Source organism: Methylobacterium sp. J-092, from assembly GCF_022829325.1.
GTDB lineage: Bacteria > Pseudomonadota > Alphaproteobacteria > Rhizobiales > Beijerinckiaceae > Methylobacterium.
The window spans coordinates 97,544-115,630 of the sequence record NZ_JAKSXU010000070.1 but is presented as its reverse complement, the minus strand read 5'-3'; the positions used below and the strand labels follow the sequence as shown (position 1 = coordinate 115,630).

Sequence of the window (18,087 nt, the reverse complement as noted above, 5' to 3'; positions counted from 1 at the left end):
AGCGCTTGCTAAGCGGCTCTGCGGTGGCCAGACAGGGCCGAACGCGCCGGGACGACAGCCGGTCGTGAGGAGGCGGGCGATGCAGGCGGGCGGCAGCCTCGGAAACGCGACGACCGGCCGCGCGTCCGGTCCGACGGTCGACCTGCGCCTCTACGGTCTCCTCGACGTCGGCGTCTGCGGCGACGACGGGCCTCGCCTCGCCGACATGGCGGCGGCGGCGGTCGCCGGGGGCTGCACCCTGTTCCAGTATCGCGAGAAGGACATCGCCGACGCCCGCGCCGCGCTCGCCCGCATCCGCGCGATCCATGCGGCCCTCGCCGGCCGCGCGCCGCTGCTGGTCAACGACCGGGTCGACCTCGCGCTGGCCGCGGGTTGCGAGGGCGTGCATCTCGGCCAGTCGGATCTGCACCCGGCCGATGCCCGCCGGCTGCTCGGCGACCGGGCGATCGTCGGGTTGACGCTGAAGACCGGCGCGCAGGCCGACGAGCTCTATCGGCTGCCGGTGGATTACGCCTGCATCGGCGGCGTCTTCGCCACGACCAGCAAGGACAACCCGGATCCACCGGTCGGCCTCGACGGGTTCGCGCGGATCGCGTTCCGCGCCAGGCTCGCCCGCGGCACCGCGGTGCCGGTCGGCGCGATCGCCGGCATCGACGCGAGCAACGCCGCCGCGGTGATCGCCGCCGGCGCCGACGGGATCGCGGTGATCTCGGCCCTGTTCGGGGCGGAGGCGGTCGAGGGCCGGGCGCGCGACCTGCGGGCGCGGGTCGACGCGGCGCTGGCCGAACGGGGAGCCGCCCGATGACGCCGATCGCGCTGACCATCGCAGGATCGGATTCGGGCGGCGGCGCCGGGATCCAGGCCGATCTCAAGACCTTCTCGGCGCTCGGCGTCTACGGCGCCAGCGCGATCACGGCGCTGACCGCGCAGAACACGCGCGGCGTCCAGGGCATCCACGACGTGCCCGCCGACTTCGTCGCCGCGCAGATCGACAGCGTCTTCTCCGACCTCACCGTGACGGCGGTGAAGATCGGGATGCTGTCGCAGCCGGCGGTGATCGAGGCCGTGGCCGCGGCGCTCGAGCGCCACGCGATCCCGCGGCGCATCCCGGTGGTGCTCGATCCGGTGATGGTCGCCACCAGCGGCGACCGGTTGATCTCGGACGACGCGGTGATGCTGCTGCGCAGCCGCCTGATGCCGCTCGCCGACCTGATCACCCCGAACCTGCCCGAGGCGGCGAGCCTTCTCGACGAGGCACCGGCAGCCGACGAGAACGGCGCGGCCGCGCAGGCCAGGCGCCTCGTCGCGGCGGGCGCCCACGGCGTGCTGATCAAGGGCGGCCATGCCGCGGGCGACGAGAGCGTCGACCATCTGCTGACCTCGGAGGGGCTGGTGCGGCGCTTCTCGGGCGCACGCCACCCGACGCGCAACACCCACGGCACCGGCTGCACCCTGTCGGCCGCCGTCGCCGCCGGCCTCGCGAAGGGCCTCGGCCTCGAGGCGGCGGTCCGCGCCGCCAAGGCCTACGTCGCCGCCGCGATCGCCGCCGCCGACGACCTCGCGATCGGCGAGGGGCATGGGCCGGTCCACCACTTCTTCGCGATCTGGGCCTGAACGCCGAACCGGCACGCTGCGGCATCCGCGCCGGTCGCCTTGCATCCGCGGGGGGATTGCGTTTGTAGTAGCGCACGTTCGTTCCGATAAACGGAACGCGATGGCGGAATGCGGATGGCTTCGGCGATGCAGGAACAGGCGGAACGGCCGGGTCGGGGCCGGGACATGCTGAGCGGAGCGGCCGTGCTGTCGGGACAGCTCGGCAAGACGATCCAGCGCCTGCGCAAGGCCTACAACCTTTCGCTGTCGGAGCTCGCCGAGCAATCCGGCGTCGCCAAGTCGATCATTAGCCAGATCGAGCGCAACGAGACCAACCCGACGCTGGCGACGATCTGGCGCCTGTCGCAGGCGCTCGACGTCTCGATCGAGCGGGTGCTGGCGGCCAACGACGAGGAGCCCTTCATCGAGAAGTCCTCGCGCGCCGACACGCCGATCCTCGTCTCCGAGGACGGCAAGGTGCGGCTGGCGATCATCGGCTGGGTCAAGACCATCGAGTGGCTGCAATGGTACGAGGTCTCGGCCGACCCGGGCGGGGTGCTCGATTCCGATCCGCACCAGCGCGGCTCGGTCGAATCGCTCTCGGTCTCGGAGGGCTGCTTCGAGGTCGACATCGGCGGCGTCGTTCAGCGCGCGCGCGCCGGCGAGACCCTTCGCTACCGCTGCGACCGCCAGCACGTCGTCCGCTGCACCGGCGACGTGCCGGGCCGCGCGACGATGGTGGTGATCATGAAGGCGGCGGTGATGGAGTGAGCGGCCCGGGCGCTCAGCGCCCGCCGTTCACCCAGCGCACCAGGTCCGCGAGCACGGTGCCGAGCGCCTGGTCGAGCGCCCGCGCGCCGTTGCCGGCATCGACCGCGGTGACGGGCACGCGCGCCGTGAAGATCCGGGCCGCGACCACCTTTCCGGTGCCGTCGGCGACCAGCTTGGCCGAGATGTCCACCACCGCCTCGCCGGTGCCGGCCGCGATGTCGAAGGCGCGGATCTCGGAGATGAGCTGGTAGTCGGCCACGACCTTGTCGCCGGGGCGCGAGACCGAGCGCAGGCGGCCGGCATTCTCCAGGCTCTGGATGATCCGGGTCTGGATCAGGCGCGGCAGGCGATCGGCCCATTGGCCGCCGCCGAGGAACGAAAGCGAGCCGCCGGCCTCGCGCACGATGATCCGATCGGCCTCGAACGGCTGGATGCCCACCGGCTCCGCGACCACGATCGCGCGCGCGCTCGCGGCCGGGCGGCCGGCGGCCGGCAGCGCCATGAGGTCGAAGGTCAGCGGCGCGGCGCCCCCGCCGCAGCCGCCGAGGATCGGGGCGACGAGCGAGGCGACCAGGGCCAGACCGGTAACGGGACGGAGCATACGCGATACCTGAACGTTCCCGGCCGGGTGGCCGGGAACGGATGAAGCTGTGCCGTTCAAACTATTCGGCCGCATGAAATGTGCCGTGCGGCGAGGCACATCGACCCGGAACGGCGCGACTTCAGCGGCCACCGTTGTATTCCGGCAACGACGGCTTGCCGCCGAAGATCACCTGCGAGGGGTCCCGCTCCAGCGTCCGGACCGTGCGGTTCAGGGTGTTGAGCGTGCGTTGCCCGTCGGTCGACAGGGCCTCGACCTCGCGTCGGCCGGTGCCGCTGAGCCGCCCGAAGCTCGTGGCGATGTTGGCGGTGCGCTTGTCGAGGTTCTCGGACAGGGTCCGGAACGCCTTGCCGGCGTCGCGCACCGAGATCGCGGCCTCGCGCACCTGCGTGAAGGTGCTGGCGCCGGCCTCGCCCGAGGCGGATCCGAGGAAGCCCTCGGCGCCCTTCAGCACGGCGTCGATCCGGTCGGCCGAGGCGTTGAGCTTGCCCGCCAGCGACCGGGCGTCGTGCAGGCCGGCCTCGATGTCCGGGCTCGACGTCGCGAGCGCGCTCGAGAACCGGTCGGCGTTGTCGATCACGCGGTTGAGCTTGCTGCCGTCCACCGCCTTCACCAGGCTCGAGACGGCGGGCCCGGCCTCGGCCAGCGTCTTCGAGAAGCTCTCGACGTTGGCGAGCGTGCGGGTGATCGCGCCCTCGTTGCCGGCGACCAGCTTGTCCAGGCGCTGGAGCACGTCGTCGGCCCGCTGCGCGATCTGCTTGGCGGCGGCCATCATGTCCTGGATGTCGGACGAGTCGGCGAAGATCGTCGGCATCTCGCCGTTCGTGCCCGGCGCCAGCGCCGGCGCGTCGGCGTTGCCGCCGTTCAGCGCGATCACCGAGACGCCGGTCAGCATCGCCGAATCGAGGCGCGCGCGGGTGTCGGCGCGCAGGGGCGTCGAGGGGGCCACCTTGATCTCGGCGATGACCCGGCGCGGATCCTGCGGCAGCAGGTGGACGTCCGTCACCTCGCCGACCTTGATGCCGTTGAAGGTCACGCTCGACCCGCGCGACAGCCCGCCGACGCTGCCCGAGAACACGACGCGCACCGCCTGGCTCACCTGCCGCGACGAGCCGCCCGACAGCCACAGCACGAAGCCGAAGCCGACGAGGATCACCCCGAGGGTGAAGGCGCCGATGAGGGCGAAGTTCGCACGGGTCTCCATGATCTCAGGCCTTCCGCCAAGCTGTGGCATTCGTGCGGTGCGCGGGCGCACCCGCGCGGCGCGCCGGCATCCGCCCCCGGTGCGAGCGGTCACGCATGGGCGGGGACGCCCGTCCGCACCGCCGCAGGGACGATCGCGCGGGCACGCTTGCCGTGGAAGTACGAACGCAGCCACGGGTGGTCGTGCGCCAGCATCTCGTCGATCGTGCCGGCGGCGATGATCTGTCCGTCGCCGAGCGCCGCGATGCGGTCGCATGCGGTGTAGAGGCTGTCGAGGTCGTGCGTCACCATGAAGACGGTGAGGCCCAGGGTCTGCTTGAGGGTCGCGACCAGCTCGTCGAACTCGCCGGCGCCGATCGGGTCGAGGCCCGAGGTCGGCTCGTCGAGGAACAGGATCTCGGGGTCGAGCGCGAGCGAGCGGGCCAGCGCCGCGCGCTTGATCATGCCGCCCGACAGTTCCGAGGGCAGCTTGTCGGCGGCATCCGGCTTGAGGCCGACCATCTCGATCTTGAGGCGCGCGAACTCGTCGAGCAGGCGCTCGGACAGGTTCAGGTGCTCGCGCATCGGCATCTGAATGTTCTGCTTCACGGTGAGCGCCGAGAACAGCGCGCCCTGCTGGAACAGCACGCCCCAGCGCTGCTCGACGCCGCGGCGCTCGGCGATGGTGAGGCCGTCCATGTCCTGGCCGAACACCTCGATGGTGCCCGAGCGCTTGGCCACGAGGCCGAGGATCGTGCGGGTCAGGACCGACTTGCCCTGGCCCGACGGGCCGACGAAGCCGAGGATCTCGCCGCGGCGGATGTCGAGGTTCAGGCCCTTCAGGATGGTGCGGTCGCGAAAGCCGACGACGAGGTCGCGGACGCGGATGATCGGTTCGGGTTCGGTCGTCTCGGGCATGGCGTCTGGGTTTCGCACCGGATCCTCAGAAATCGATCGCCGCGAAGAACACCGCGAACAACCCGTCGAGGACGATCACCATGAAGATGGATTTGACGACTGAGGCGGTGACGTGGCGCCCAAGCGATTCCGCCGAGCCCTCCACGGCGAACCCCTCGATCGTCGCGATGATGCCGATGATCAGCGCCATGAACGGCGCCTTGATCAGCCCGACGAGGACGTGGTGGACGCCGACCGCCGCCTGCAGCCGCGCCAGGAACTGCTCCAGCGTGAGCCCGCCATAGGCCATCGCCGTGAGGCCGCCGCCGGTCAGCGCCGCGAGCGCCGCGATCAGCGTCAGCATCGGCAGCCCGACGACGAGGGCGAGGATGCGCGGAACGATCAGGATCTCGATCGGGTCGAGCCCCATCACGCGCAGGGCGTCGACCTCCTCGCGCATCCGCATCGAGCCGATCTCGGCGGTGAAGGCCGAGCCGGAGCGTCCGGCCACCATGATCGAGGTGAGCAGCACGCCGAGCTCGCGCAGGATCAGGAGCCCGATCAGGTTGACGACGAAGGCCGCCGCCCCGAAGCGCTGGAGCTGGAAGATGCCCTGCTGCGCGACGATGCCGCCGACGAGGAACGAGATCAGGAAGATGATCGGCACGCCGCGGAAGGCGACCTGCTCGATCTGGTTGACGAAGGCCCGGCCGCGGAAGGTCGACGGACGCGACGCCACGCGCAGGCACGCGGCGATCACCTCGCCGAGGAAGGCGAGCCCCGTGATCAGGTCGTGCCCGCCGCGGACCACGCGGCGGCCGAGGCCGTCGAGCATCGCGAAGACCCGGCCCTGGCGGACGGGAGCGGCCGGTTCGGGATCGCGCAGGTGCATCTCGCCGAGCAGGATGCGGTGCTCAGGCCGCACGCCGGCATAGCTCAGGTGCCCGCCGGCCGCCTCGATCTCGCCGCGGGTCCGCTCCAGCACCCAGGCGCCGAGGGTGTCGAGGCGCGCGACGGCGCTCAGGTCGACCATCACGGGGCGGCTCCTGGCCTCGGCGGCGATCCGCGCGGCGGCAGTCTCGACCGCGCCGCCCTGGTCGGCCGTCCAGCGCCCGTCGAGCGCGACGTGTCCGTCGCCCGGCGCGATGGTCGCGCCGGCGGGCTGCCGGTCGAGTCGATGCGTCGGCGTGGTGTCGTTGGCCTGCACGAAGCCTGTGTCCCTCGATCGGCGCCGGTCTGCCTGCGCGATATGTTCAGATTAGGGTTGACGGTCCGTATCGTGTCGCACCGCAACCGGAGGCTGCCCGGTGGCAGGGACCCGGGCCGCGGCCCGGCTCGCGGCGGCCGCGGTCAGGGCGAGGCCCGCGACCGCGAGCGGCGCCATCGCCAGGAAGACGAGAGGCCCGCCCGCCCGGTAGGCGAAGCCGCTGAGCAGCGTGGCGCCGGCCGCCGCCGTCGCGTTCGCGGCGCTGAGCGTGCCCTGCGCCCGGCCGCGGGCGCCGTCCGGGGCGAAGGCGGAGACGGCGGCCATTGCCCCGAGCTGCGTCGCGCCGAAGGTCAGCCCGTGCAGGGCCTGGAGGCCGACGAGCGCGGGCAAGGTGTCGCCGAGGGCGTACATCCCCACGGCGCGAACCAGCGCCGCCCCGCCGCCGAGGGCGAGATAGCGGAACGGCGTGCGCCACGCGGCCGGCAGGCGGGCGACGCAGGCGAACAGCACGATCTCGGCGACGACCCCGACGCCCCAGAGCGCGCCGACCGTCGCGGTCGAGAAGCCGTGCGCGGTCCAGTGGATGCTGCCGAAGGCGTAGATCGCCGCGTGGCTCGCCTGGATCGCGGCGGCGGCGGCGACGCAGAGCTTGAGGCGCAGCGGCAGCCGTGGACGAAGCCCGTCCGCGTGCTCCGGCGCCGGCGCGGCGACCGAGCGGCTGGTGAAGGCCACCACGCTCGCGATCAGCGCCAGCCCGGTGAGCAGCAGCGGCACCGCGAGGGTTTCGCCCATCGCCGTGAGCAGCGCCCCGCCGGCGAGGTTGGCGATGAGGAACGCCACCGAGCCCGACATCCGGATCCGCGCGTAGTCGAGCCGCGGCTGCCGGCGGACGGCGGCGAGGGTGAGGTAGTCGATGCTCGGAACCAGCGGCGCGCCGGCGACCGCGTTGAGCAGCACGAGGAGCGCCAGCGCAGGCCAGCCGGTCCCGGCGCCGGCCGGCATCAGGGCGTAGGTCGCCGCCAGGGCGAGGCTGCCCGTCAGCAGCAGCGCCCGGGCGCCGACGCCGCGATCGATCAGGCTCATCAGCGGTGCGGTGGCGACGATGCGCGTGGCGATCGGCAGGGCGAGCAGCAGCCCGATCACCGAGGCGTCGAGGCCGAGCGCGGCGAGCCAGACCGGCATGAACGGCATCGCGATGCCGATCTCGACGAAGACCACCGCGTAAAGGAGCGACAGGCGGAAACGGCTGGGCTCGAGAGTCGGGGACGCGGCCAAGGTCTCGGATCGATGCAGGGTGGATCGGGACGGGAGCGGCCACCGTAAGCCGCCGTTAAACCGATCCTGTCAAATTGCGCTCTTGCCAGAGTTGCGCCGGAGCCGGGTCTCGTCCCACCGCGCGAGGCTATCGCCTTCGAGGACGCGTATCATGTCCGGTTCCCACTCGCTGACGGCCTTCGAGCCGACCGAGTACGAGGCCATCGAGGCGACCATGAGCGGGAGCGCCCGCGGGCGCTGGTTCCTTGCGGAGTATGCCCGCCGCAACCGCAGCGCCGACACGACCGTGCTGCTCGACGCGATCGCGCGGCTCGAATCCGCGGTCACGGACGGGCACGGCCCGGACGCGGTCAGCCATTTCCGCGGCGACATCATGGAGATGGCGAGCGCGATCAGCCGGACCAAGGCCGAGATCGCGGCGATCACCGATCCCGATCACGACCAGACCCGGCTCGGCATCGCCTCGGAGGCGCTGGACGCGATCGTCCAGGCGACGGAGCGGGCGACCACCGACATCCTCACCGCCGCCGAGCAGGTTCAGGAAAGCGCGTGGTCGCTGCGCGAGCACGGCATCGACGAGGCGGCCTGCGACGCCCTCGACCGCTACGCGACGCAGATCTACACCGCCTGCTCGTTCCAGGACCTCACGGCGCAGCGCACGAGCCGGATCGTGCAGACTTTGCGCTATCTCGAGGAACGCCTGATCGTGATGATGGCGATCTGGGGCGATGCCGGCGCTCCGGTCCCGCCGGCGCCGGGCTACGCGACCTCGCGCCCGGCCCGCGAATCGCGGCCCGAGGACCTCGATCAGAGCGACGTCGACCGCTATCTCGGCATGGACGCGCCGGCGGTGATCGCCGCCGCGCATGCGGCTCTCCGCGCGATCGAACCCGGTGCGGTGCCGCTCCACGACGACATCGTGTTCCTGCCCTCGGCGCCCGAGCCCGAGCCGGCCGCGGAGGCGTCGGACGTCGAGGCCGAGCTGGATTGGGCCGACGATTTCGAGGCGCAGATCGCCTCCGAGGACGACGCCCTCGAGTTCCGGGCTGCCGACGCGAGCCCCTCCGACGTCAGCGCCGAATCGCATCCGCCCGCGGAACGTGCGCTCAGCTTCGCCGAGATCGATGCGCTCAGCGTCGAGGAGAAGCTGGCGCTGTTCTGCTAGGGCTCCGCCGAGCGAGCGCGAGACCACCCTCCGATCCGGGACCGCGCCTGCGCCGGCGAACCACGGCGGGGCGACGCGTTCCCCGAACCTCGGGATCGCGCCTCGCGCCGCTTGCGCCCCCGTGAGATCGCCGCCCCTATGGGCCAGAGGGGCGAAGCGACGGAGGCCGGGCGTTGCCGAGGTATCGGAACAAGTCGTTGCCGCCGCCGTACCTGAAGCGGGTCTGGCTGCCCGACGACGCGGTCTACGATCGCGACGCCTATCCCTACTGCCTTCCGCTGTTCCGGGAGGGCGGGTTCGAGCTCGCGTTCGATCGTCCGGTGACCATCATCGCCGGCGAGAACGGGGTCGGGAAATCCACCCTGCTGGAGGGCATCGCGGTCCTCGCCGGGTTCGACGAGAGCGGTGGCGGCGCGGGCTACCGCGCCGTCGACAACGCCCGGGCGGCCGAGACCAGCGGCGGCGACCTCGCGCGCGTGCTCCGGGCGAGCTGGCTGCCGAAGGTCGGTCGCGGCTGGTTCTTCCGGGCGGAGAGCTTCTTCTCCGTCGCCCGCTACCTCGACGAGGTCGGCAGCCCCAGCGCGGATTTCCTGTCCTACTCGCACGGCGAGGGCTTCATCCGGTTCTTCGAGGAACGCTGCGCCAAGCCCGGGATCTTCCTCTTCGACGAGCCCGAATCCGCCCTGTCGCCGAACCGGCAATTCGACTTCCTCAGGCTCTTGAAGCGCATGGAGGCGGGCAACCAGACCCAGGTGCTGATCGTCACGCATTCGCCGATCATCATGGCCCATCCCGGCGCACGGCTGCTGCGGATGAGCCGGCACGGCCTCGAGCCCGTCGCCCTTCAGGACACCGAGCATTTCGGGATCCTGCGGCAGTTCGTGAGCGATCCCGAGGGCATGATCGAGGCGATGACCGACGCGTAGCGACGATCGCGCGGCCGGAACCTGTAGCCAGGACGAAGGGTCGCGCGTTCGCCGCAATGATCCGGCGTTACACCCTCCGCGCATCGCCCGGCGCCTGCGAGAGACCGACGACATCGTGGCCCTTCACCTGCTCAAGCTCTGCGTCGGCCCCGCCTCGATCGACGAGTTGGAGGCGCGTCAATCCCGGTTCCGCGACGAGGCGTTGCGGCTCGGTGGCGATCCGGCGCCGGTCCACACCACACGGATGGTCCCGAAGCGGCGGGCCGAGATCGCCGGGCAAGGCTCGATCTACTGGGTGATCAAGGGCACGCTGAGCTGCCGCCAGGCGATCACCGCGATCGACCTCGTCACCGGCGACGACGGCATCGGCCGCTGCCGCCTCGTCCTCGATCCGGCGATCGTTGCGGTGACGCCGCGGCCGTGCCGACCGTTCCAGGGCTGGCGCTACCTGACCCAGCGCGATGCGCCGGGGGACCTCGGCATCGGCGCCGCCGCCGACCTCGCCGCCATGCCCGAGGCCCTGCGCCGCGAGCTGGTCGGTCTCGGGCTCCTGTGATCGGACAAACGAAGGGCGGCCCCGAGGGAGCCGCCCTTCTCGCGACTAGCAGGCGTCAGGCGCCCTCGAACCGCCCGCTCGCATGGGCGAGCATCGTGTAGACCTTGCCGGTCTCGGAAGTCAGGTAGGCGTCGGCCCGAGCCGCGTCGCGGTCGTTGCGGGCCACGTCGCCGAGCAGGCGCTCGAACTCGCTGACGTAGCGGTCGACGGTGCGGCGGAACTCGGCGTCGGCACGGTAGCGGCGCTGCATCTCCAGGAAGGTCTGCTTGCCCTGCGGCGTGTAGATCTTGATGTCGAACAGGTTCGGCTCGCCGCGACGATAACGCTCCCACAGGTCGACCGCCGTGCGGTGGTCGATCATCCGCGCGATATCGGCCGAGATCGTCTCCAGGGCGATCCGACCGGTCTCCACCGCGGCCTTCGACGTGCCCGGGGCAGGGACGGGGGGCTCGGCGACGCCGGCCTCGTCCTCGTCGTCGAGCGAGGCCCGCGTCAGCAGATCAGACAGCCAGCCGCGCTTGTCACCGGAGGCCGGGCCTGCCGTCGGGCGGACCGGGGACGCGGGACGCGCGGCCGGGGTCTCGGCCCGTGCCGTCGCCACGGGCCGCGCCGGGGCGGCCGGGGCCGCCGGCCGGGCGGGAGCCGCCGCGGGAGGCGTCCGAGCCGCTGCCGGGGCGGAGGTCGCGGCGGGCGCCGGCTGCGCCGGAGCCGGGCGGGAAGCCGGAGCGGCACGACCGCCGGCCTCCGCCGTCCGCCGCTGCTCGGCCGCCTGCGGCTGAACCACGTCGACCGCACGGTTCGAGCGGGCGACGAGGGCCGAGAGCTCGTTCAGCGCCTTGATCTGATCGGAGACCACGCGGCGCATCTCGCCGGTGGCGTCCTGGGTCTCCTGCGGCAGCTCCAGCACGCCGCGGGCGAGGTCGGCGCGGGTGGCGTCGAGCTCGGTCCGGATCGCCCCGGCCATCTCGTGCATGCCGGCGACCGACTCGCCGAAGCGAGTCTGTGCCTCCGCGAAGACGGTGCGCATCTCGGCCGAGGCGGCGGCGATGGCGGCGCGGACGGACTCGGCGGTCTTCTCGCCCTCCGCGTCGGCTCCTGTCCGGAGGCCGTCGAAGGCCTCCGAGACACGGGCGCCGGCGGCGCCGGCCGACTGCGTGAGGCTTTCGCCGACGGCGCGGGCGCGCTCCTCGGCGGCGCGCAGCGAACGCTCGATCGACTCGGCGAAGGCCGCGGTCTGGCTCTCCAACGAAGCCGAGCGCTCCTGCAGGCCAGCCAGAGCCGTCTCCATCGCTTCCTCCCGGCCCGACAGGCTGGCGGCGAGCCGGCCCTCGACGCCCTCGAGCGACCCGGCGGCGCGGCCGAGCTCGTCCACATGGGTGCGGGACTGCTCGGCCAGGGCGCGGCTGCGGCCGTCGAGGGCCTCGGCCAGGCTCGTGGCCTCACGCACGGCCCCTTCGGCGACGCCGCGCAGGGCGTCGACCTGGGCCGAGACGCCCTCGCTCGCCGTCCCGGTCTGCGCCGCGACCTCCTGCAGCGCCTCCTGGATCTGCTGGACGCGGTTGGCGAGGCTGCCCTCGATCGCGCCGAGATTGGCGTCGGCACCGGCGACGAGATCCATGAGGGCCGCGTTCGCCGCCTCGATCCGGGCGACCACGCTGCCGAGGTCGCGCCGCAGGCGGTCGTTGACCTCGGACAGGCCTGCGATGGAGCGGGCCGCACCGTTCTCGACCGCGGCGCGCAGCGCTTCGGCCGATTCGCGCGATTGCAGGGTCAGCGCCTCGGTGCGCTCGCGCAGCGCCTCGATCAGGGGCTCGCCGGTCTCGGCGAGCGCCCGCTCGATCGCGGTGCCGCGCTCCGCCAGGGCGCCGGAGAGCTGCAGCACCGGTCCGTCGATCACCGCCCGCAGGCGGTCGATATGGCCCTTCATGGTGTCCGCGACCGTGCGGCCGGTCCCGTCGACGCGCTCGACCAGGGCGCCGCCGCCCTCCTCGATGCCGCGGACGATGGTCTCGGCGCTCTGCGCGAGGCGGCGTGCCAGGGCCTCGCCGCGGGAATCCACCAGCGTGCCGAGCGCGTCGGCGCGGCGTTCGAAGCCGGCGGACAGGGCCTCGGTCCGCTCGTCGAGCAGCGCCGCCATCGCGGCGTTGCGCTCGTCGAGGGTCGCGCCGAGCGCCGCCGTGTGGGCGTCGGCCAAAGCCGCGTGGCTGCGGGCGCGCTCGTCGAGCGCTGCCACCAGGGACGCCATCCGCTCCTCGACGAGGCCGGCGAAGGCGTCGTGGCGGTCGTCGAAGGCCGTGGCGAGCGCGTCGCCGCGCGAGGCCACCAGGGTGGCGAAGGTCTTCATCCGGCTGTCGATGCGCTGGGTGAAGGCCTCGCTGCGGCCGTCGACGCTAACGGTGAGGGCCGTGCCCTGCGCCTCGACGGTCTTGGCGAAGGCATCGGTCCGCGCTTGCAGCAGGTCGGCGAGGTCGGCCATCCGGGCGTCGAAGGCCTCGGTGATCGCCCGGGTGCGGGCCTCGACGTCGCCGCCCAGGGCCGAGGTGCGGCTTTCGAGCAGGTGCTCGATCGTGCCGGTCGCCTCGTCGAAGAGGGCGCGCAGGCCGTCGGTGCGGGCCGCAACCATCCGGGCGAAGTGCTCGGCACGATCCTCGACGGCGCTGCCCAGCGCGTGGCCGCTCTCGTCGAACAGGGAGCGCAGGGTCTGCGTCCGGGTGTCGACGGTCTCGGCCAGCTGCCGCCCGCGGCTCTCGACCAGGCCTTCGAGGGCGTCGTGCGCTTCGGCGAAGGCGGTGCGCAGGGCGGACGTGCGCTCGTCCAGCGCCTCGGTGAGCTGGCGCTCGCGGGCGTCGACGAGCTGCGCCAGCGCGGCCGGCGCCTCGTCGAACACCGCGCGCAGCGTCGCGACGCGGGCGTCCACGTTCGTGGCCAGGTGATCGCCGCGGCCTTCGACCACCGCATCGAGGGCGGCATGCGCCTGCTCGAACAGGGCGCGCAGCATCTGCGCCCGGGCGTCCACGGTCTTGGCGAACTGTGTCCCGCGGCCGTCGACGAGGTCCGCCAGCGCATGCAGGCGCTCGTCGAACAGGGTTCCCATCGCCTGGGTCCGGTCGTCGAGGGTGCTCGTGGCGTGGCCGAGCGTGGTCGCGATGGTCTCGACCAGCTCGCGGCCGCGGCTGTCGAGGGCGTCGTGGAGCGGGCCCATGCGGCCGTCGAGGCTCGACGACAGGGTCGTGGCGTGCTCGTCGAGCAGGAGGCGGATCTGGTTTGTGCGGGCGTCGAGCAGGTCGTGGACCGTGCGCACGCCCTCGTCGAGCAGGCCGCTGATGTCCGAGGTGCGGGACGAGAGGGTGCGCCCGAGGCGCCCCTCGCCGTCGCCCAGCATGCGCTCCGCGTCGGCGATGGTCTGCTGCAGCTTGGCCAGCACGCTCTCGCCGCGCTGGTCGATGACCTCGCCGAGCGAGGTGCCGCCGCGGTCGAACAGGCGGGCCAGCTCGGTGATGCGGCCGCCGATGGCGCCGAACACCATGCGGCCCTTCTCGTCGAGCTCGTTCGACATCGCGGCGGTGCGCTCGTCGATGAGCTGGCCGAGCAGGTCCGAGCGCTCGGCGAAGGCGCGCCGTACCGTCTCGGTCTGGGTCGCGAGCGCCGCGTCGGCGCTGGTCGCCCGCTCCTCGATCAAGGCGACGAGTTCCTGGACGCGGCCGGCGAGCGCGGCGTCGATGCCGCCGGTCCGCTCCTCGATCGCGCGGGTGAGGTCGGCGACGCGCGCGGCCATCGCCGCGTCGATGCCGCTGGTGCGGCTCTCGATCGTCTCCACGAGGTCGCGGGTCCGGCTGCCGAGTTCCTCGTCGACCGCGCGGGTGCGGCTCTCGATCAGGCGGATCGCCTCGAAGGCCTGGGCACCGAAGCGCTCGTCGACCAGGCGGCTGCGCTCTTCCAGCGCCGCGCCGATCGCCTCGAGGCGGCCGAGCACGCCGGTGTCGAACCGTCCGGCCCCCTCGTCGAGGCGGCGGGCGATCTCCTCGCTGCGGAGCGCGAGGGCGTCGCTGATGGCGACCGCGCGGGACGCGATGTCCTGGCCCAGGCCCTCGGTCCGGCTGTCCAGCGCCTGCACGAGGTCGCGGCTGCCCTCGGCCATGATCCGCGCCATCTCGCCGGTGCGGCCGACCAGGGCCTCGTTCAGCGCCGTCGCGCGGGTGCCGAGATGCCCGTCGATGTGGGTAACGAGGTTGGCAAAGGTCTCGCCGATCTCGCTGGAGCGCTTCGCCGAGCGCTCTTCCAGCGCGCCGAGATGGGTCTCGACCGCGTCCTGCGCGTCGCGGGTGCGTTCGGCGATGGATTCGGCGACCGCCTTGCCCTTCACGGAGATGATCCGGTCCATCTCGGCCAGGCTGCCGCCCATGGTCTCGCCGAGCGTGCTCGTGTCGCGGGAGATCTTGTCGGCGAGGATGTCGCCGCGGGCGATGATGTCCTGCAGGGCGGCGAGCCGGCTTCCGATGGTCTCGTCGATCGCCTTGACCCGCACGTCGGCGGTCTCGCCGAAGCTGGCGCCGCTCTGGTGGAGGGCGTCGGCGACGCGCGCGCCCTGCGTTGCGACCGCGAGGACGATGTCGCGTCCGGTCCCGGCGATCCGCGCCTGGGTCTCCTCGGCATGGCTGGCGAGGAGGTCGGTGACGCCGCGGCCGTGCTCGCCGAAGGCCGCCTCGATCGTGCGCATCCGGGCGGATAGCTCCTCGGCGACCTGATCGGCGGCGCGGGCGATGGCGCCTGTGGTCTCGTTCGAGCGCGTCGCGAATTCGGCGTTGAGCGAGCCCATCGCGGTGCGCAGGGCCTCGATCGCCGCCTCGGCGCGGCTGCCGAGCTCGCCCCCGGTCTCCTCCGAGGCGGCGCGGATCCGGCCGAGCAGGCCGGTCATGTGCGTCTCGACGGCACCTGTCACCTCGCCGGAGGTCGCGCGCAGCGCGTCCATCGCGGCGTCGACGCGGGCGGCCATCTCGGCGGTCTGGGTCGCGGTGGCGCCGTGCGCGGCGGTCGCCGCAAGGCCGATCGCCTCGGCGGCCTCGGCGCTGCGGGCCGCGAGGTCGGCGGCGGTGTCGGCCAGGCGACGCTCGAAGATCTGAACGGCCTCGACGGTGCGGGCCTCGAGCTCGCCGGTGGCGCCGGCGGCCGAGCGGCGCATCGCCTGCGCCGCCTCGGCACCGGTCGCGCCGATCGAGACCGTGGTCTCCTCCGCCGAGCGGCGGAAGCTGTCCACGGCCTCGGCGGTGCGCGCCGCGATCTCGGCCGAGAGGGTCGCGATGGTCTCGCGGAGCGAACCGGTGGCGCCCGAGGCGCCGTGGGCGAAGGTGTCGCCGAGGTTGGCGAAGGCGGCCTCCAGGCTGGAGGCGGCCTCCTGCGAGCGCTGGGCCACGAGGCTGCCGGCGCGCTCGCCCGCCGCGTCGAGGCGGGTCTCCAGGTCGCCGCCGTGGAGGGTGATGGTTTCGTGCAGGCGCCCGGCGATCGCCTCGATGCGGTCGGCGACGCCGCCGCCGCCGGTGGTGACCGCTTCCGCGACCCGCTCGGCGGTGCCGACGAGGTCGTCGCGGACGGCGGCGGCGCGCGACGCGAAGGTCTCGATGACCCCCGCGGCGGCGAGCGCCAGCCCGGCCTGGGCGTCGCGGCCGCGCGCCTCGATCGACGCGGCGACGCCGTCGCCGGCGGTCTCGATCTCGGTGCGGAGCGCGGCGCCGCGGCCGGCGATGTCGTCGGACAGGGCGGTGCCGGTGGCCGCGAAGTGCGCGCGCAGGGCGTCGCCTGTCTCGGCGAAGCGGGCGGTGATCTCGCCGCCGGTCTGGGTGAAGCGCTCGGCGAGCGCATCGCCGCGGCTGAGGAACGTGGTCTCCAGGCTTCCCGCCGAGCGCTCGAAGCTCTCGCGCACCGTCGCGCCCTGGCGGTCGAGGGCGTCGATCACGCCGGCACCGGTCTCAGCGAGCGAGCGTGCGACCTGGCTGGCGTTCTCGGCCAGCCGCTCGGTCAGCGCGCCGCCGGTGCTCTCGAACACCCGGGTCACGTCGGCCGCGCGGGTCTCGAACGACCGCGTCAGCGTCTCGCCGACCTCGGCGATCGAGCCGCGCACGCCTTCGCTGGTGGCGGCGAGCCGCGCGATCAGCTCGTCGCCGCGTCCCGACATCACGCCGACGACGCGGTCGCCGGCCTCGCCCAGCGACGTCGTGATGGCGTCGCCGCGCGCGTCGAGCGCGCCGGTGACGCGCTCGCCGGCGCCGGTCATCGCCGTGACGATGCGCTCGGCCGCGCCCTCCAGCTCCTGCGTCAGGCTCTGATGCGAGCCGGTGATCGCGCCACGCACTCGCTCGGCGTTGGCGACAATGGACTCGCGCTGCGCCACGAGCTCGTCGACGAGGGAGCGGATGCGGATCTCGTTGTCGGAATAGGCGCGTTCCAGGGTCGCGATCTCGCCGCGGACCAGGGTTTCCAGCTCGCCGGCCCGGGCCAGGGCCCGCTCGACGCCGTCGCCGACCGCCGCGACCTCGCGGCGGACGGTCTGCGACATCGTCAGCACCGCGTCGGTGGAGAAGCTCTCGGGCTCGGCCAGGCGGATCGCGACCTCTCCGACGGCGCGCGCCACGAGGCGCATCTCCTGGGCCCGCACGGCCAGCATGCCGGTGATCAGGAACAGCACCACCGGCCCGACCAGCGCGGCAGCGCCGACCGTGGCCTGCAGCGCGGTGAGGCCGGTCAGAAATCCCTTCAGGTCGCCGCCGGACTGGTTCCAGGCCAGCAGCGCGAGCCCGTTGACCCAAAGGAACGCCGCTAGCGCGGCCAGGATGTAGGGAGTCCGCGCCGGGCGCACGCGCAGCGTCTGCTGCAGGATTCCGATGTTGCGCCGGTCGTCGTTGGCCACCAGCGAGCGGTCGGGCGGAAGCAGGCCGCCTTCGCGATGCGCGCGCTCCCGGCCGGGCGGCGGCACGTCGGAGGCGAGCGGCGGATCGAGGTCGAGGCGCGGCGGGCTCAGGCGCCCGCCCTGCTCCTGCAGCGGGTCGCCGTCGCCGACATCGGGCAGGCGCGGCTCGGTCCGGGTCTCGGCCTCGGGCGTCAGGACCTCGAGGTTCAGCGCCTGCTCGATCGCAGAGAGCGCCGCCTCGGCCGGGTCCTTCAGCTTCTTTTCGGTGGCCATGCAACGCCTCGTTACGCGATCTCGCGACCGCCGGCGAGAGCCGGTGGCGGAGACACAACTACCCGTTTACCAAGTCAATTTAGACCCCGCCGGTCCCCCCGGATACCCGATCGGGGACCCCGCTTCGGAATTCCTTAACGGAATGGTTACCAAGGCGGAGCGGACCTGGCGGACAGGCCGCCAACCCATGATGCAGCAAGGATGATCCGGTGGCGACCGCTTTGCGGCGCGCCCTGTGGACAGCCGGGATGCAGATCCGAGGAAGCCCGACCGTGGACGCCATCGACCGTGCGCATCTCGACGTGCAGACGTTCGGAGACGCGGATCTGGCCGCCGAGCTCCTCGGCCTGTTCGCGGAGCAGTGCCTGCGGATCCTGCCGCGCCTGCCCGATGCGGCGCTGCCGGGGCAGGACCGTGCCGATCTCGCCCACACCCTGAAGGGCTCCGCCGCCTCGGTCGGCGCCGGGCGCGTGCGCGATCTCGCCGCCGCCGCCGAGTTGGCGCTGCGCGGGGGCGGCGACGGCGCAGACGCGGTGGCCGCCCTCGGACCGGCGGTCGCGGCCGTGCTCGCGGAGATCGCCGGCTGATCCTGAGCGGTCGACATCTGCGGCATAAGCGGTTCGGGTTGCAGGGGAGGGGAACACGCCGCGGCTTGCCGCGTAGCTTGCAGCGACAAACCCATCCCTCAGGTGTCCGCCGACGCGTCACAACGTTCGCGTGCTTGCAATCCGCGTCATGCC

General features: G+C 73.0%; 13 protein-coding genes. 7 read left to right on the top strand and 6 right to left on the bottom strand.

The window, feature by feature from the left end; genetic code table 11:
* The first annotated feature begins 79 nt into the window (after window positions 1-79).
* The 3 genes from thiE (at window position 80) to MKK60_RS07840 (ending at window position 2,364) form a co-directional block, all read left to right on the top strand.
* Complete coding sequence (thiE, locus tag MKK60_RS07850; protein WP_243935550.1) at window positions 80-805, top strand: thiamine phosphate synthase; 726 nt, start codon at window positions 80-82, stop codon at window positions 803-805.
* On the top strand, window positions 802-1,614 hold the full coding sequence (thiD, locus tag MKK60_RS07845) for a bifunctional hydroxymethylpyrimidine kinase/phosphomethylpyrimidine kinase (RefSeq protein WP_243984862.1): 813 nt from the start codon (window positions 802-804) through the stop codon (window positions 1,612-1,614). Before thiE ends, thiD begins: the two co-directional genes overlap by 4 nt.
* 126 nt (window positions 1,615-1,740) lie before the next feature.
* Entirely contained in the window at window positions 1,741-2,364 is a 624-nt protein-coding gene (locus MKK60_RS07840) for a helix-turn-helix domain-containing protein (protein ID WP_147729642.1), read from the top strand.
* 13 nt (window positions 2,365-2,377) lie between these two features.
* Here MKK60_RS07840 and MKK60_RS07835 read toward each other — a convergent pair whose 3' ends face one another.
* The 5 genes from MKK60_RS07835 to MKK60_RS07815 form a co-directional block, all read right to left on the bottom strand.
* Window positions 2,378-2,965 (bottom strand): ABC-type transport auxiliary lipoprotein family protein, encoded by a 588-nt coding sequence (locus tag MKK60_RS07835; RefSeq protein WP_243935546.1) that lies wholly within the window; start codon window positions 2,963-2,965, stop codon window positions 2,378-2,380.
* A 121-nt stretch (window positions 2,966-3,086) separates the two neighbouring features.
* Window positions 3,087-4,169, bottom strand: coding sequence for an MlaD family protein (locus MKK60_RS07830; protein ID WP_147729241.1), 1,083 nt, complete (start codon window positions 4,167-4,169; stop codon window positions 3,087-3,089).
* Window positions 4,170-4,258: 89 nt separating this feature from the next.
* The gene (locus MKK60_RS07825) at window positions 4,259-5,065 is read right to left on the bottom strand and encodes an ABC transporter ATP-binding protein (RefSeq protein WP_243984860.1); all 807 of its coding nucleotides are present in this window, start codon (window positions 5,063-5,065) and stop codon (window positions 4,259-4,261) included.
* 25 nt (window positions 5,066-5,090) lie between these two features.
* Window positions 5,091-6,191, bottom strand: coding sequence for an ABC transporter permease (locus MKK60_RS07820; protein ID WP_243936588.1), 1,101 nt, complete (start codon window positions 6,189-6,191; stop codon window positions 5,091-5,093).
* 111 nt (window positions 6,192-6,302) lie between these two features.
* On the bottom strand, window positions 6,303-7,526 hold the full coding sequence (locus tag MKK60_RS07815) for an MFS transporter (protein WP_243984858.1): 1,224 nt from the start codon (window positions 7,524-7,526) through the stop codon (window positions 6,303-6,305).
* A 151-nt stretch (window positions 7,527-7,677) separates the two neighbouring features.
* Between MKK60_RS07815 and MKK60_RS07810 the strand changes: the two genes are divergently transcribed.
* From MKK60_RS07810 to MKK60_RS07800, 3 genes are all read left to right on the top strand, one after another.
* Window positions 7,678-8,691: a hypothetical protein gene (locus tag MKK60_RS07810; RefSeq protein WP_243984856.1), complete on the top strand. Its 1,014-nt coding sequence runs from the start codon at window positions 7,678-7,680 to the stop codon at window positions 8,689-8,691.
* A 197-nt stretch (window positions 8,692-8,888) separates the two neighbouring features.
* A complete protein-coding gene (locus MKK60_RS07805) occupies window positions 8,889-9,617 on the top strand; it encodes an AAA family ATPase (RefSeq protein ID WP_243984854.1) in 729 nt (242 codons plus the stop codon).
* A 115-nt stretch (window positions 9,618-9,732) separates the two neighbouring features.
* Window positions 9,733-10,173, top strand: a complete 441-nt coding sequence (locus tag MKK60_RS07800) for a DUF1489 family protein (protein ID WP_243984852.1) — start codon at window positions 9,733-9,735, stop codon at window positions 10,171-10,173.
* A gap of 55 nt (window positions 10,174-10,228) precedes the next feature.
* On the opposite strand, the gene MKK60_RS07795 is transcribed toward MKK60_RS07800, so the two are convergent.
* Window positions 10,229-17,347, bottom strand: coding sequence for a hypothetical protein (locus MKK60_RS07795; RefSeq protein ID WP_243984850.1), 7,119 nt, complete (start codon window positions 17,345-17,347; stop codon window positions 10,229-10,231).
* A gap of 272 nt (window positions 17,348-17,619) precedes the next feature.
* On the opposite strand from MKK60_RS07795, the gene MKK60_RS07790 reads away from it, so the two are divergent.
* Window positions 17,620-17,934, top strand: coding sequence for an Hpt domain-containing protein (locus MKK60_RS07790; protein WP_409567378.1), 315 nt, complete (start codon window positions 17,620-17,622; stop codon window positions 17,932-17,934).
* Window positions 17,935-18,087: the final 153 nt, after the last annotated feature.